Source organism: Streptococcus thermophilus, from assembly GCF_010120595.1.
Classification (GTDB): Bacteria; Bacillota; Bacilli; order Lactobacillales; family Streptococcaceae; genus Streptococcus; species Streptococcus thermophilus.
On the sequence record NZ_CP038020.1, the window covers coordinates 1032768 to 1047083 of the forward strand.

Annotated in this window: 16 protein-coding genes and 1 pseudogene; 11 read left to right on the plus strand and 6 right to left on the minus strand. The window is 41.4% G+C overall.

Annotated features, from left to right (window positions below; translation table 11 throughout):
- On the plus strand, nt 1-183 hold the full coding sequence (locus tag E3C75_RS05435; protein WP_111679412.1) for a hypothetical protein: 183 nt from the start codon (nt 1-3) through the stop codon (nt 181-183).
- Nucleotides 184-274: 91 nt separating this feature from the next.
- Here E3C75_RS05435 and E3C75_RS12125 read toward each other — a convergent pair whose 3' ends face one another.
- From E3C75_RS12125 to E3C75_RS05460, 5 genes and pseudogenes are all read right to left on the minus strand, one after another.
- Complete coding sequence (locus E3C75_RS12125; protein ID WP_370869445.1) at nt 275-463, minus strand: PspC domain-containing protein; 189 nt, start codon at nt 461-463, stop codon at nt 275-277.
- A gap of 30 nt (nt 464-493) precedes the next feature.
- On the minus strand, nt 494-1171 hold the full coding sequence (trhA, locus tag E3C75_RS05445) for a PAQR family membrane homeostasis protein TrhA (protein ID WP_011680900.1): 678 nt from the start codon (nt 1169-1171) through the stop codon (nt 494-496).
- A pseudogene (locus E3C75_RS05450) lies at nt 1164-1612 on the minus strand (DUF1836 domain-containing protein). The gene trhA and the pseudogene E3C75_RS05450 overlap by 8 nt, the downstream one beginning before the upstream one ends.
- Before the next feature lie 173 nt (nt 1613-1785).
- Complete coding sequence (locus E3C75_RS05455) at nt 1786-3057, minus strand: hydroxymethylglutaryl-CoA reductase, degradative (protein WP_011680901.1); 1272 nt, start codon at nt 3055-3057, stop codon at nt 1786-1788.
- Complete coding sequence (locus E3C75_RS05460) at nt 3050-4225, minus strand: hydroxymethylglutaryl-CoA synthase (protein ID WP_111679414.1); 1176 nt, start codon at nt 4223-4225, stop codon at nt 3050-3052. Before E3C75_RS05460 ends, E3C75_RS05455 begins: the two co-directional genes overlap by 8 nt.
- Nucleotides 4226-4546: 321 nt before the next feature.
- On the opposite strand from E3C75_RS05460, the gene E3C75_RS05465 reads away from it, so the two are divergent.
- The 9 genes from E3C75_RS05465 to E3C75_RS05500 all read left to right on the plus strand — a co-directional run bounded on the left by E3C75_RS05465 (nt 4547) and on the right by E3C75_RS05500 (nt 11312).
- Nucleotides 4547-5407 carry a thymidylate synthase gene (locus E3C75_RS05465; protein WP_084828582.1) on the plus strand — a complete coding sequence of 287 codons (861 nt, stop codon included), beginning with the start codon at nt 4547-4549 and terminating at the stop codon, nt 5405-5407.
- A 107-nt stretch (nt 5408-5514) separates the two neighbouring features.
- Nucleotides 5515-6018, plus strand: coding sequence for a dihydrofolate reductase (locus E3C75_RS05470; protein ID WP_011680903.1), 504 nt, complete (start codon nt 5515-5517; stop codon nt 6016-6018).
- Nucleotides 6019-6022: 4 nt separating this feature from the next.
- Nucleotides 6023-6193 (plus strand): hypothetical protein, encoded by a 171-nt coding sequence (locus E3C75_RS11120; protein WP_002886174.1) that lies wholly within the window; start codon nt 6023-6025, stop codon nt 6191-6193.
- A 17-nt stretch (nt 6194-6210) separates the two neighbouring features.
- Entirely contained in the window at nt 6211-7437 is a 1227-nt protein-coding gene (gene clpX, locus E3C75_RS05475; protein WP_084828584.1) for an ATP-dependent Clp protease ATP-binding subunit ClpX, read from the plus strand.
- Nucleotides 7438-7446: 9 nt separating this feature from the next.
- On the plus strand, nt 7447-8046 hold the full coding sequence (yihA, locus tag E3C75_RS05480) for a ribosome biogenesis GTP-binding protein YihA/YsxC (RefSeq protein WP_002950154.1): 600 nt from the start codon (nt 7447-7449) through the stop codon (nt 8044-8046).
- A 129-nt stretch (nt 8047-8175) separates the two neighbouring features.
- Nucleotides 8176-9552, plus strand: coding sequence for an amino acid permease (locus E3C75_RS05485; protein ID WP_100273543.1), 1377 nt, complete (start codon nt 8176-8178; stop codon nt 9550-9552).
- An 11-nt stretch (nt 9553-9563) separates the two neighbouring features.
- The gene (gene mmuM / locus E3C75_RS05490) at nt 9564-10514 is read left to right on the plus strand and encodes a homocysteine S-methyltransferase (RefSeq protein WP_100273104.1); all 951 of its coding nucleotides are present in this window, start codon (nt 9564-9566) and stop codon (nt 10512-10514) included.
- Between the two features lie 112 nt (nt 10515-10626).
- Nucleotides 10627-10881, plus strand: coding sequence for a DUF1912 family protein (locus E3C75_RS05495; RefSeq protein WP_002950164.1), 255 nt, complete (start codon nt 10627-10629; stop codon nt 10879-10881).
- A gap of 71 nt (nt 10882-10952) precedes the next feature.
- On the plus strand, nt 10953-11312 hold the full coding sequence (locus E3C75_RS05500; RefSeq protein ID WP_084828587.1) for a helix-hairpin-helix domain-containing protein: 360 nt from the start codon (nt 10953-10955) through the stop codon (nt 11310-11312).
- 117 nt (nt 11313-11429) lie between these two features.
- Here E3C75_RS05500 and plsY read toward each other — a convergent pair whose 3' ends face one another.
- Nucleotides 11430-12071: a glycerol-3-phosphate 1-O-acyltransferase PlsY gene (plsY, locus tag E3C75_RS05505; RefSeq protein WP_084828588.1), complete on the minus strand. Its 642-nt coding sequence runs from the start codon at nt 12069-12071 to the stop codon at nt 11430-11432.
- A gap of 137 nt (nt 12072-12208) precedes the next feature.
- On the opposite strand from plsY, the gene parE reads away from it, so the two are divergent.
- Nucleotides 12209-14158 (plus strand): DNA topoisomerase IV subunit B, encoded by a 1950-nt coding sequence (gene parE / locus E3C75_RS05510; protein WP_011680910.1) that lies wholly within the window; start codon nt 12209-12211, stop codon nt 14156-14158.
- The last annotated feature ends 158 nt before the right edge of the window (nt 14159-14316 follow it).

Below are 14316 nucleotides of genomic sequence, written 5' to 3' on the forward strand. Positions count from 1 at the left end.
ATGTCTAATCAACCACAAAACAACAAAGAAGGAACAGCGGTTCTAGGATCGCTAGTCTTTATGGCCTTATATGCCCTAGGTATTTGGCACAATGCTGTCCGAGGAAATATCCCTTTCCTCATTCTTTGGAGTGTTTTACTACTTGTTAATGTCAGATATTTGATTTTCCGTTTGAAAAAATAAAGAAAGAGCCAGATCTGTAAGAAATTCAGGTCTGGCTTATTTTTTTATATTCAATTATAACTTACCACTCGCTTTCTTCTGGGATAACAATCTAACAAATGATGTAGAATGGAAAACCTATTCCCAATAAGAAAATCGCTACAGCCCAGATAAGGCGAATAATGACAGGGTCAATGTCAAGATAATTGGCGATACCAGAACAAACACCGGCGATGATTTTGTTGTTTGAATCTCGTCTGAGTTCTTTTTTATATGATTTACCTCCGTATTTCCTTATTATACCATAACACCTTGAAGTCTAGTATGGGCTTTAAGGAAGCATGAAGTAGACAATCCCCATATATTGGAGAGTTGAAGCCAGCATGATGAAGAGGTGCCAAATCATGTGGAAGTATGTTTTTTTCTTAGCATAAAAAGCTGCCCCAACCGTGTATGACAATCCTCCAGCAAGCATGAGTCCCCAAAAGGCAGGCCCTGTCTTAGTGACGATAGCTGGAATAATGAAGATAACCAACCATCCCATCATCAGATAGAGGAAGAGGGAGAATTTTTCATTGATTTTTTTAGCAAAGATTTTATAGAGAATCCCAAAAATCGTTGTTCCCCATTGGAGGATGATGATGCTATAGCCTAGCCATCCGCCAACCAGTGAGAGTGCAACAGGGGTGTAGCTTCCAGCAATGGCGATATAAATCATACTGTGATCAATAATTCTCAAAACCATCTTGTGAGGTGAGTTGTAATCCATAGCATGATAGATAGCTGAGCTCAAGAACATGAGGAAGAGGCTGATGACAAAAACGGACATACCGACAGCAGCAGTCATGCCGTAGCCGTTGTTAGCATGAACGGCAGTAATTGGCAATAAGACCAGCATGGCAATGGCGCCGACAGCGTGTGTCACGCTGTTTGCCACTTCCTCACCAAAGCTAAGTTTTTTACTGAGTTTGAGGTTTTGAGAAGTGTTAAAAGTAGCAGTATTAGACATTGTTTCCTCCTTCAAGGTCGTTTAAAAGTTGATGGGTAGCTCGGTAGCATTGAAGCGTCTGACAGAATGAGAGTATGACTTGCGGAACTTCTTGGGGAAACTGACCATTCATACAGGCTATAAAGTCATTGTAGTAGCTCTTTTGACTTTCGGCATCTGGTCGTAGGATTTCTAAGGTTTTGGCAATCTCTGAAATCTCAAAGACGGTCTTCAGACTAGTAATGACAATGAGTCTGGCTACCTGAGCAGCATTATATTTTTCTTGATAGATTTTGCGATATGGCCATGTTTGACATAATTATTGACCATAGAGGCAGTTAGCCCCTTTTCGTTTGGTCCCAGAGTGCTTTGGGTGACCTGATTGACATAGAGCAAAACCTGATCCAAATAGAGTTCAATCTCTGGTAATTCTTCCCAGAGAGGGTATTGTTGTGTTGTCAAATTACAAAAACCTCTTTATCTAGTTTTCATAACTAGATTATAACATTATAGAAATTCAAGTAAAGTCAGAACTTAAAAGACAAGAAAAAAGATGACGGAATAAGAGGTTCCAACATCTTTTTTTTTTAGTCTTAAAAAGGTAAGTAATATTTTAAACTGCTACGGTATTCTTTTTAAGGATTTCTGAGTTTTTCCAAAATCGCTTGGGCAGTTTCCTGATTCATATGTTTGGCCTTGAGAAGCTCAGACAAAACGTGAGGCATCTCTTCTGGATTAGCACCAGCTAGTAGAGCTAGAGATTTAGCCTGAAGTTTCATATGTCCTGCTTGGATACCTGTTGAGGTAAGCGCTTTAAGAGCAGCAAGATTTTGTACCAAACCAAGAGAGACGATGATACCTGCTAGGGTTCTAGCATCTGGATGGTTGAGCAAGTCGTGGGCGATTGATACACTCGGATTAAGTCCAATAGAACCACCTCGGGTCGCGATTGGCATTGGTAGGGTTAATTCTCCCACCAGTTCCTTAGTTTCTTGATTATAGGTCCATGTCGATAGGCCACGATAGCTTCCGTCTTTGCTAGCATAGGCGTGGCACCCAGCCTCAACTGCTCGCCAATCATTGCCAGTCGCGATAACTAGGGCGTCGATACCATTGAAAATTCCCTTATTATGGGTAGCTGCTCGGTAAGGGTCGACCTGGGCCAATTGGCTAGCCAGTTCCATTTTTTTAGCAAAATTATGGGCCTCTGCCTTGTTACGACTGAGAAAGCGTGTGTTAAGACGACAGGTAGCTGTGACAAGACTTTCGGTAGCTAGGTTTGAGAGAATGGCCATGAGGCTTTGACCTTCCGAGAGATTTTCTAATTCTGGTACCAGGGCTTCCATCATGGTGTTGACCATATTGGCACCCATGGCTTCTTGAGTATCAACTGCCAAGTAGACAATGAGGAAATCTCCCTTGGTTTCAGTCCAGAGCTTGCGAGGACCACCCCCACGCTTAACAATAGAAGGGTAAGCTTCTTTGGCGATATCTATAAGTTTCTGACTAGCTGCTTGAATCTTACTTGCCGCAGTGGCTTTATCAGGGACATCAAAGAGGGCTACTTGCCCAATCATCTGCCGGTCATGAATCTTGGTTGTAAAGCCACCAGAACGCTTGATGAGCTTGCTAGCATAGGAAGCAGCAGCCACAACTGAAGGTTCCTCGGTAACCATGGGAACCTGATAGGTAACGCCATCTACCAATACATCTGGGCAAATGGCGAAGGGAAGTGTAAAGCGACCAATGACATTTTCAGCCATTTGATTAGCTGTTTCAAGAGTAAGCTGTTGGTCATTATCCAGAAGGTCTTGATTTTCCTGAGACAAAAGAGCATTATTTTTCAAATGCTCTTTGCGTTCTTGCAATGTCTTCTTGGAAAAACCAGTCCAAGAGAGTTTAGTCATTTTGATTTCCTTTATAGATACGTTGATGTTCAGAGATTTCAGTCAAACGGAAAGGTCCAGTTTGATAAGTATTGAATTGGGTTGAGCCAGTGTCATCCAATTGAACCTCTTCATAGAAAAGTTGCTCATAGTCAGCAACGCTCAAGTTATGGCGTTGGGCAAAGATATCTAGACGATCAGAACGAAGCATGTCTTTGTAGCCTTCCACTAAACGACCGGAGAAAATTTCAGAGACGGCTCCAGAACCATAAGAAAAGAAGCCTATCTTATCTCCTGTTTTAAGATTTTGTGACTGTTCAAGCAAAGAAAGAAGTCCAAGATAAAGTGATCCTGTATAGATATTTCCGATTTGTCGACTATAGGTAATAGAAGCTTCGAAGTTACTTGTGAGACGCTCTTTATTCTCTGGATTCAAATCTTTGGGAATAATCTTATTAAGTCCCTTAAGAGCCAATTTAGGATAAGGAAGGTGAAGGCAAAAAGCTGCAAAATCAGCAAAATCGACTTGATGACGTTCTTGATAAGCTACCCAAGTTGTCTTCAAACTATCAAGGTACTGCTTGTTTGAATAGATGCCTTGAACAAATGGCGTTGAACTATAGTTTGGACGCCAGAAGTCCATGACATCACGGGTTTGTGCCACATTGTCATCCGCAAGCTCTAAAATACGTGGATTCTGACTGACTAGCATGGCTACGGCACCAGCTCCCTGAGTAGATTCACCTGAGGATCCTACACCATAGCGGGCGATATCACTAGCGATAACCAGAACCTTGCTATTCGGGTGAGCTGCTACGTGCAATTTAGCGTAGTTAAGACCAGCAGTTGCTGCATAGCAAGCTTCCTTCATTTCAAAAGAACGGGCAAATGGTTGAATGTTGAGAAGACTATGGACATAAACTGCAGCAGCCTTTGATTGGTCAATGGAAGACTCAGTAGCTACAATGACCATATCAATGGCCTTCTTGTCGTCGTCAGTTAAAATGTCAGCGGCTGCGTCAGATGCAAGTGTCACGATATCTTCTGTAATTGGTGTAATGCTGGTTGCATCAAGCATCAGCCCCTTGCTGAATTTTTCAGGATCCACCCCTCGAGCAAGAGCAAGATCCGCCATGTTTAGAACATATTGACTGGTCGCAAACCCAATCTTGTCAATTCCAATAGACATATGATGTTTCCTTTTATTCTTCATTGTAAAGTATCCAGAGGATACTAATATATAGTGATTTTACCATAAAAAAGAGCTTTCGCCTTGAAAAAAACTCTGATAGTTAGTAACACTTTATTTTTTGATATGAACTAGAGGATTTCAAAAGATGTAGTTTTGGTAATCCCATAGCTTTTAGTTCTCATTTGCACCAGAATAAGGTAAAATAAAAATGAAAAGCAACATTATTTACAGCTATAATTAGATAAGCAAAGTTATTTCCATCTATATGTTACGAGTATTAAGTGAGACTTTGTTTTCAATGGAATAAAGAGGAAAATCATGACGAAAGCAGACACTATTTTTAAAGAAAATATCACTAAAATCATGGAAGAGGGAGTTTGGTCAGAGCAAGCACGTCCTAAATACAAGGATGGCACAACAGCCAATTCCAAATACATCACAGGGTCTTTTGCAGAATATGATTTGAGCAAGGGAGAGTTTCCAATTACGACTCTGCGTCCCATTGCTATCAAATCTGCCATCAAAGAAGTGTTCTGGATCTATCAAGACCAGACAAATAGCCTAGATGTGCTTGAAGATAAGTATAATGTTCATTATTGGAATGACTGGGAAGTTGAAGGCGTCCCTGCTAATAATGGGGACAAGCGTTCAATCGGTCAGCGTTATGGGGCAGTCGTTAAGAAGCACGATATTATTAATCGTTTGTTAGCACAGTTAGAAGCCAATCCTTGGAATCGCCGTAATGTCATTTCCCTTTGGGATTACGAGGCCTTCGAGGAGACAGCTGGACTTCAGCCTTGCGCCTTCCAGACCATGTTTGATGTTCGTCGTGTGGGTGAGGACGTTTATTTGGATGCCACTTTGACGCAGCGCTCAAACGATATGTTGGTGGCCCATCACATTAATGCTATGCAGTATGTGGCACTTCAGATGATGATTGCCAAGCATTTTGGTTGGAAAGTTGGTAAATTCTTTTATTTCATCAACAACCTCCATATCTATGACAATCAATTTGAACAAGCTGAGGAACTCCTCAAGCGTCAGCCGTCTGATTGTCAACCACGCTTGGTCCTCAATGTTCCTGATGAAACTAATTTCTTTGATATCAAACCAGAAGATTTTGAATTGGTGGACTATTATCCTGTTAAACCTCAACTCAAATTTGACTTAGCAATTTAATAAATGCTTATGATTTAAGCCCATAAAGAGCTGGCAAAGTTTTTCCAAGCTCTTTTTGTCTTTTTTTGTTAGAATGGATTGTAAACTTATAAAGAAAAGGAAATACCGTGTCTAAACAAATCATTGCTATTTGGGCGGAAGCTCGTAACCATGTTATTGGGAAGAATCACACCATGCCGTGGCACTTGCCTGCTGAACTGGCACATTTCAAGAAAACGACCATGGGTTCAGCAATTCTTATGGGACGTGTGACCTTTGATGGCATGAACCGTCGTTGCCTCCCAGGACGTGAAACCTTAATTCTAACACGAGACAAGGACTTCGACTGTGAGGAAGTAACGACCGTTACGAGTGTTGAGGAAGCTCTAGCTTGGTTTGAACAGCAAGATAAGGATCTCTATATTGCTGGTGGTGCTAGTGTCTACAAGGCTTTTGATGGACATTATGATATGCTCATCAAAACAACTATTGAGGCTGATTTAGAGGGAGACACATATTTTCCACAACTAGATACGACGGCATTTAAAGAGGTATCGCGTGACCGCGTGCCCAAGAATGAAAAAAATGCCTATGACTTTAGTATAAGTCGCTATGAAAAAGAAGGGGACTAGGTTCATGCAACGTAGTGTTTTTGGATTATTTACTGCATTATTGGGAGTGCTTTGTGTGCTTTCCGCAATTCCTGCCTTTCGTAAGAAACGTTATGGGTTAGCAGTTTTTCTCTTTTTAAATGCTTTTACTAACCTTGTCAATACTATTCATGCCTTCTATGGCACCCTATTTTAGAAAAGAGTGAGGAATAAATGGCTGGAAATCGTAATGAAGAGATGGTTTATTGTTCATTTTGTGGCAAAAACCAAGAAGAAGTGAAGAAAATTATCGCCGGTAATGGCGTCTTTATCTGTAACGAATGTGTGGCCTTGTCACAAGAAATTATTCGTGAGGAAACGGCTGAAGAAGTTTTAGCTGACTTGGCTGAAACGCCAAAGCCAAAAGAACTTTTAGATATTTTGAACAACTATGTCGTGGGGCAAGATCGTGTCAAACGTGCCTTGGCAGTAGCTGTTTACAACCACTATAAACGTATCAACTTCACAGAAAGTCGTGAAGATCATGATGTGGACTTGCAAAAATCAAATATCCTCATGATTGGACCAACAGGGTCAGGGAAAACTTACTTAGCTCAGACTTTGGCTCGTAGTTTGAATGTTCCTTTCGCGATTGCGGATGCGACATCATTGACAGAGGCAGGTTATGTGGGTGAGGATGTGGAAAATATCCTCCTCAAACTAATCCAAGCGGCAGACTTTAATATTGAACGTGCGGAACGTGGGATTATCTACGTGGACGAGATTGATAAGATTGCCAAAAAAGGTGAGAATGTTTCAATCACTCGTGATGTTTCAGGTGAAGGGGTTCAACAAGCTCTCTTGAAGATTATTGAGGGAACAGTGGCTAGCGTTCCACCTCAAGGTGGTCGTAAACACCCTAATCAAGAGATGATTCAAATTGATACTAAGAATATTCTCTTTATCGTGGGTGGTGCTTTTGATGGTATCGAAGATATCGTTAAGCAACGTCTTGGTGAGAAAATCATTGGGTTTGGTCAAAATAATAAAGCAATTGATGACGAATCATCATACATGAAAGAAATTGTGGCTGAAGATATCCAAAAATTTGGACTTATCCCTGAATTTATCGGACGTTTGCCAGTTCTTGCGGCCCTTGAACAGTTAACGGTTGACGACTTGGTGCGTATTTTGACAGAGCCTAGGAATGCCTTGGTGAAGCAGTATCAAACCCTCTTGTCTTATGATGGGGTTGAACTTGAGTTTGACCAGGATGCCCTTGAGGCTATTGCAAGTAAGGCAATTGAACGTAAGACTGGTGCGCGTGGGCTTCGCTCTATCATTGAAGAAGTCATGATGGATGTTATGTTTGAAATCCCTAGTCAGGAAGATGTCACTAAGGTTCGTATCACCAAAGAAGCTGTTGATGGGAAAGCTGCTCCAGTATTGGAAACAGCATAAGGAGGACCTATGACTGAAGAACAAGTCCTAAATACGCACAATGCTGAGATTTTACTCAGTGCGGCAAATAAGAGTCACTACCCACAAGATGACCTACCTGAAGTTGCCCTAGCAGGACGATCGAATGTTGGTAAGTCAAGCTTTATCAATACACTTCTTGGTCGTAAAAATCTAGCACGTACTTCTGGTAAACCAGGAAAAACACAATTGCTCAATTTCTATAATATTGACGACAAGTTACGCTTTGTGGATGTTCCAGGTTATGGTTATGCCCGTGTTTCCAAAAAAGAACGTGCTAAATGGGGGAAAATGATTGAGGAGTACCTTGTGACTCGAGATAATCTTCGTGTCGTTGTTAGCTTGGTTGACCTCCGACATGAGCCAACTCAGGACGATATTCAAATGTATGAATTTCTAAAGTATTATGAAATTCCAGTTATTGTTGTAGCGACTAAGGCTGATAAGATTCCTCGTGGAAAATGGAACAAGCACGAATCGATCATTAAGAAAAAACTCAATTTCGACAAAAATGACCATTTCATCGTTTTTTCATCTGTCACACGTGATGGCTATGACGAGGCATGGGATACTATTTTGGCAGAATTGTAAGAAAAGCTCGGTGAAATCCGAGTTTTTTTCTTGTGATAGTTTTTCTCTATCTCTTTGATAGTTTCAACCTATTATCCAAAGATCTTTTATTGTGATAAGCTTGTTTTATTACATCTATTGGAGGAATCTATGGAAAAACATAATTATGAAAATGAGGGTCAGTTTCAACGGAAGATGACCTCACGCCACCTCTTTATGCTCTCGCTGGGTGGTGTTATCGGCACTGGTCTTTTCTTGAGCTCGGGCTATACGATTGCACAAGCAGGTCCCCTTGGTGCTATCCTCTCTTATCTTGTGGGAGCTGTTGTCGTTTACTTGGTTATGCTTTCGTTGGGGGAGTTAGCAGTAGCTATGCCAGTAACGGGATCCTTTCACACCTATGCCACTAAGTTTATCAGTCCTGGAACAGGTTTTACTGTAGCCTGGCTTTATTGGATTTGTTGGACGGTTGCCTTGGGGACAGAATTCCTAGGTGCGGCCATGCTGATGCAACGCTGGTTTCCGTCAGTTCCGGCTTGGATTTTTGCAACCTTCTTTGCCTTAGTAATTTTGGGGATTAATGCTTTGAGTGTGAGATCTTTTGCGGAAGCAGAATCCGTCTTCTCGTCAATCAAAGTCATCGCCATCTTGGTTTTCATCATACTAGGTCTAGGAGCTATGTTTGGTTTGGTGCGTTTTGAAGGTCACCATGAAGCTATTATGTTTAAGCATTTGACGGCCAATGGTCTCTTTCCCAATGGAGGTCTTGCCATTGTGTCAGTTATGTTGGCGGTTAATTATGCCTTTTCGGGAACAGAATTAATCGGTATTGCAGCTGGTGAAACAGATAATCCCAAAGAGGCTGTTCCACGTGCTATTAAAACAACCATTGGACGTTTGGTTATCTTCTTCGTCTTGACTATTGTGGTATTGGCTTCGCTTCTTCCAATGAAAGAAGCAGGGGTATCCTCAGCCCCTTTCGTTGATGTCTTTGACAAGATGGGGATTCCAGTTGCGGCAGACATTATGAATTTTGTTATCCTGACAGCTATTCTTTCGGCTGGGAATTCGGGGCTCTATGCTTCAAGCCGTATGCTTTGGTCTTTGGCCAATGAGGGAATGCTCAATAAAAAACTAGTGACAATCAATAAGCATGGCGTTCCAATGACAGCCCTTTTGATTTCCATGGCTGGGGCAGTTTTATCGCTCTTCTCAAGTATCTATGCAGCGGATACGGTTTATCTAGCTCTAGTATCAATTGCTGGTTTTGCAGTTGTTGTTGTTTGGCTTTCTATTCCTATGGCACAGATTAATTTCCGAAAACAGTGGAAGCTAGAACATTCCGAAGACGAACTGGACTATAAGACACCGTTTAATCCAATCCTCCCTTATATCACAATTGTTCTGTTGGCTATTTCTGTGCTTGGGATTGCTTGGGATAGTTCACAACGTGCGGGACTCTATTTCGGTATTCCTTTCATGATTTTCTGTTACCTTTATCACTACCTTTGCTTTAACAAATGGTAAGGAGGAGTTTTATGGCAACATTTAAAGATTATTTGGAAAATAATTCTCCCCTCATTCTTCATGGGGCTCTAGGAACAGAGATGGAAGCCCTGAGGTATGATATTTCAGGTAAGCTCTGGTCAGCTAAGTACCTTCTTGAGAAGTCAGAAGTTATTCAAGAACTTCACGAAACTTATGTGGCTGCTGGGGCTGACTTGATTACCACGTCATCTTATCAGGCGACCTTACCTGGATTGGTAGAGGCAGGACTTACCGAGAAAGCAGCGGAGCAGATTATTGCCCTGACGGTCCGGTTAGCAAAGGCTGCACGTGATAAGGTATGGGGAGCATTAGATGAGACTGAGAAAGCAAAACGACCATATCCTTTGATTTCTGGAGATGTTGGTCCGTACGCGGCTTATTTGGCTAATGGTTCTGAGTATAGTGGTGATTATGGTCAAATTACTATCAAGGAGCTTAAGGATTTTCATCGCCCTAGGATTCAAATTCTCCTAGATCAAGGTGTGGATTTGTTGGCTTTGGAAACCATTCCAAATCGTTTGGAAACACAAGCCTTGATTGAACTTCTAGCTGAAGAGTTTCCAGAAGCAGAAGCTTATATGAGTTTTACAGTCCAGATTCCAGATGCTATCAGTGATGGGACTTCTCTAGCTGAAATGGCCAAGCTTGTTTCTCAGTCAAATCAAATCTTGGCTGTAGGCATCAACTGTAGTTCACCTCTTCTGTATAACCAGGCTCTAGCTTTTCTTAAGAATGCTGGCAAGGCGCTCATTACTTATCCCAATTCAGGTGAAGTTTATGATGGCGACAGTCAGACTTGGAAACCCAAAGATAAAGACGCTTTAACCCTAGTTGAACATAGCAAGTATTGGCATGCTCATTTTGGCGTGAAAATTTTGGGTGGTTGCTGTCGAACACGTCCAAATGACATTAAAGCCTTATATCAAGAATTTAGAACCTAGTCAAATTTCTAATTATTTGTTATAATAAGAAATTGTAAGGCTATTAGCTCTACACACTATTAGTAGAAAATGAAGCCAGCATTAAGCTGGTTTTTAAAATGAAGAGGAAAACATGACCTACGAACAAGAATTTCTAAAAGACTTTGAGGAATGGGTTGTTACCCAAGTTAAAGTAAACGAAACGGCTTTGGCTGCTAGCAAGAAAATCTGGGAAGAAGATGGCGATGAGCGTGCACGTGATGCAAGTTTCCGTTATGAGGCTAAATTAGATGCCTACAATTTCCTAATTGGTAAGTTTACCAATTATCGTGCGGGTAAAGGTTTCCATGATATGCCAGATGGCCTGTTCGGAGAACGTCACTATTAATAGAGAATGAAAAAAATGACAACCGTGCTTTATAAGAAAAAGTCGTTTGTCAAAATAGGAGAAAACTAGACATGGCTAAAGTAAAAAATAAAAAGAAAGCTTTTAAACACCGTTTGAAAAAACAAGGACTTTTCAATAATCTTAAAGCCCCTGTTCCACCGGTGCCACCAGTAGCACCACAACCTCTTGCTGAATCTAAGACAGTTGCTAAGGAAGAAGTGGTAACTACAGATCTTAGTCTTGAATCCTTTGCAGAAGTTCCAGAAGTTGACGGTCTTCGTTCGAACCTTGTAGAGACCCTCTACAATGAAGGTTTGACGTCAGTAGCGGCTTTTGCTACTGTGACTGAAGAAGAAGTCCTAGCGCTCAAGGGGGTAGGACCTGCGACAGTTAAAAAATTAAAAGAAAATGGTGTCAGCTTTAAAGCTTAAGCCTAAAAAGATCCGAGGTAGAGACTTTGGATCTTTATTATTTGTTTTGAGGCCGTCAGTTGGTTAGCAGAACAAGAAAACCACTAGCTTGGCTAGTGGTCAATAGTAATAAATTATTTATTTCTTTGGATTTTGTTTAGTTAAATTAAGTCCAAAGGGGACCAGGTTTTCTCGATGGTTACGGATACGAGCTATATTTTCAGTGTGACGGAAAATAATCACTAAAACTATGATGATAAGAACAGCACTAAAGATTGGGTCATAGCCATCTAGCAAGAAGTGGATGGCTGGAAAAGTAGCCAAGGTGATCAGTCCAACAACTGCAGCAGTGATACTTGAAAATGAAATCATGCTGGTTAAATAGAGCGTTAAAGCAAAGACCAGGAGTAGGAAGACAAAGTAGAGGGGAACAAAACCAAGAAGCACCCCAGCACTTGTCGCAACGGCTTTTCCACCCTTAAATCCCGTAAAGAATGGAAAAATATGCCCGATAATTGCAAAGAAACCAATGATTAGGGGTGACACTTCCGTGATACCCAGCCAAATAGGTAAGAGCACTGCCAAAGTTCCTTTAAGCATGTCCACTAAGAAAGTGATTGTGCCAGCAGTCTTACCAAGAACACGGAAGGTATTGGTTGTTCCAGTATTTCCAGATCCATGCTCTCGAAGATTAGTGTGAAAGAAAACTTTTCCAATCCAGAGACCAGTCTGAATGGAACCTAGCAAGTAGGCGATAAGGATTAATAATAAGATTTTCATGAGATAATTATAGCATACAGCCTAGTAATTGACAAAGCTAGTCAGCATAAAGATACCCTGTGAGCTTTCTCAATTTCCTTTGCAAATTCTTTTGAAAACTTATAAAATAATAAGGATGAAAATTTTGGAGGTCACTCTTGGCTAAAAAAGAAATAAATGTAAATAATTATAATGATGATGCCATTCAGGTACTGGAAGGGTTAGATGCTGTTCGCAAACGCCCAGGGATGTACATTGGCTCAACAGATGGGACAGGTCTTCATCACTTGGTTTGGGAGATTGTCGACAATGCGGTCGATGAAGCTCTCTCAGGCTTTGGTGATGTCATTGCTGTCACCTTAAATAAGGATGGTTCTGTTTCCGTTTCTGACTCTGGACGTGGGATGCCGACAGGTATGCATGCCATGGGTAAACCAACGGTAGAAGTTATTTTCACAGTCCTCCACGCAGGTGGTAAATTTGGACAAGGTGGTTATAAGACTTCTGGTGGTCTTCACGGTGTAGGATCATCAGTTGTAAATGCACTTTCTAGCTGGCTTGAGGTAGAGATTACCCGTGATGGTAGTGTTTATCGCCAGCGTTTTGAAAATGGTGGTCACCCTGTTACAGGGCTCGAAAAGATTGGCAAGGCACCTAAGTCTAAGACAGGGACAAAAGTAACCTTCATGCCTGATGCTAGCATCTTTTCAACGACAGACTTCAAATTTAATACTATCTCAGAGCGTCTCAAAGAATCAGCCTTCCTTCTTAAGAATGTTACCATGACATTGACAGACTTGCGTGGTGAAGAAGAAGTACGCGAAGAATTCCATTATGAAAATGGAGTCCAAGACTTTGTGTCTTACTTGAATGAAGACAAGGAAACGCTGACGCCAGTCATCTATATTGATGGAGATCAGCAAGATTTTCACTTGGAATTAGCCCTTCAGTACAATGATGGTTACTCTGATAATATCCTTTCCTTTGTTAATAATGTCCGAACTAAGGACGGAGGTACTCACGAGACGGGCTTCAAATCTGCTATTACCAAGGCCTTTAACGATTATGCACGTAAGACTGGCTTACTCAAAGAAAAGGATAAGAACCTTGAAGGGTCGGATTACCGTGAGGGCTTGTCAGCGGTTATCTCGCTCTTAGTTCCTGAAGAGCACCTTCAGTTTGAGGGGCAAACCAAGGATAAGTTGGGGTCACCACTTGCTCGCCCTATTGTTGATGGTATTGTTTCAGAGTATCTGACTTATTTCCTTATGGAAAATGGAGATCTGGCTTCTAACTTGGTGCGTAAGGCCATCAAGGCCCGTGATGCCCGTGAAGCTGCCAGAAAAGCTCGTGATGCTAGCCGAAATGGAAAGAAAAATAAAAAAGACAAGGGACTCTTGTCAGGGAAACTGACGCCAGCCCAGTCTAAAAATGCCAAGAAAAATGAGCTCTATCTGGTCGAAGGGGACTCTGCTGGTGGATCAGCCAAACAAGGCCGTGATCGTAAATTCCAGGCAATTCTGCCCTTACGAGGTAAGGTCCTAAATACAGAGAAAGCCAAAATGGCAGATATTCTCAAAAATGAAGAAATCAATACCATGATTTACACTATTGGTGCAGGTGTTGGAGCTGATTTTAACCTTGACGATATCAACTATGACAAGATTATCATCATGACCGATGCTGATACCGATGGAGCTCACATCCAGACCTTGTTGCTTACTTTCTTCTATCGTTATATGCGTCCATTGGTTGAAACAGGGCACGTTTATATTGCTTTGCCCCCTCTTTATAAGATGTCTAAAGGTAAAGGCAAGAAGGAAGTTGTCGAATATGCTTGGACCGATGGGGAACTTGAAGAACTTCGTCAAAAGTTTGGTAGAGGTGCGCTTCTCCAACGTTACAAAGGACTTGGTGAAATGAATGCTGACCAGCTTTGGGAAACAACCATGAATCCAGAGACCAGAACGCTTATCCGAGTGACTATTGACGATTTAGCGCGTGCCGAACGCCGCGTCTCAGTGCTAATGGGAGATAAGGCAGCTCCTCGCCGTCAATGGATTGAGGATAATGTTAAATTTACCTTGGAAGAAACGACAGCGTTTTAAGGAGTGTGAATAATGGATCTATACTTAGGTTTTCTTTTATTAGTTTTTTGTCCTCAATTTTTCTTGTAATCATCATGAATCGTCGACAAATTAGACTTTTAGGATTGTATACACCGATAGTATTTCGTCTATGCATACTTAAGGTAATTGAATCTAAA

Coding starts and splice junctions, on each gene's coding strand:
- clpX (WP_084828584.1), top strand. CDS start 6,211: ATGGCTGGAAATCGTAATGAAGAGATGGTTTATTGTTCATTTTGTGGC.
- E3C75_RS05435 (WP_111679412.1), top strand. CDS start 1: ATGTCTAATCAACCACAAAACAACAAAGAAGGAACAGCGGTTCTAGGA.
- plsY (WP_084828588.1), bottom strand. CDS start 12,071: ATGAAAATCTTATTATTAATCCTTATCGCCTACTTGCTAGGTTCCATT.
- E3C75_RS05465 (WP_084828582.1), top strand. CDS start 4,547: ATGACGAAAGCAGACACTATTTTTAAAGAAAATATCACTAAAATCATG.
- E3C75_RS05500 (WP_084828587.1), top strand. CDS start 10,953: ATGGCTAAAGTAAAAAATAAAAAGAAAGCTTTTAAACACCGTTTGAAA.
- mmuM (WP_100273104.1), top strand. CDS start 9,564: ATGGCAACATTTAAAGATTATTTGGAAAATAATTCTCCCCTCATTCTT.
- E3C75_RS05455 (WP_011680901.1), bottom strand. CDS start 3,057: ATGACTAAACTCTCTTGGACTGGTTTTTCCAAGAAGACATTGCAAGAA.
- E3C75_RS11120 (WP_002886174.1), top strand. CDS start 6,023: ATGCAACGTAGTGTTTTTGGATTATTTACTGCATTATTGGGAGTGCTT.
- yihA (WP_002950154.1), top strand. CDS start 7,447: ATGACTGAAGAACAAGTCCTAAATACGCACAATGCTGAGATTTTACTC.
- E3C75_RS05485 (WP_100273543.1), top strand. CDS start 8,176: ATGGAAAAACATAATTATGAAAATGAGGGTCAGTTTCAACGGAAGATG.
- E3C75_RS05460 (WP_111679414.1), bottom strand. CDS start 4,225: ATGTCTATTGGAATTGACAAGATTGGGTTTGCGACCAGTCAATATGTT.
- E3C75_RS05495 (WP_002950164.1), top strand. CDS start 10,627: ATGACCTACGAACAAGAATTTCTAAAAGACTTTGAGGAATGGGTTGTT.
- trhA (WP_011680900.1), bottom strand. CDS start 1,171: ATGTCTAATACTGCTACTTTTAACACTTCTCAAAACCTCAAACTCAGT.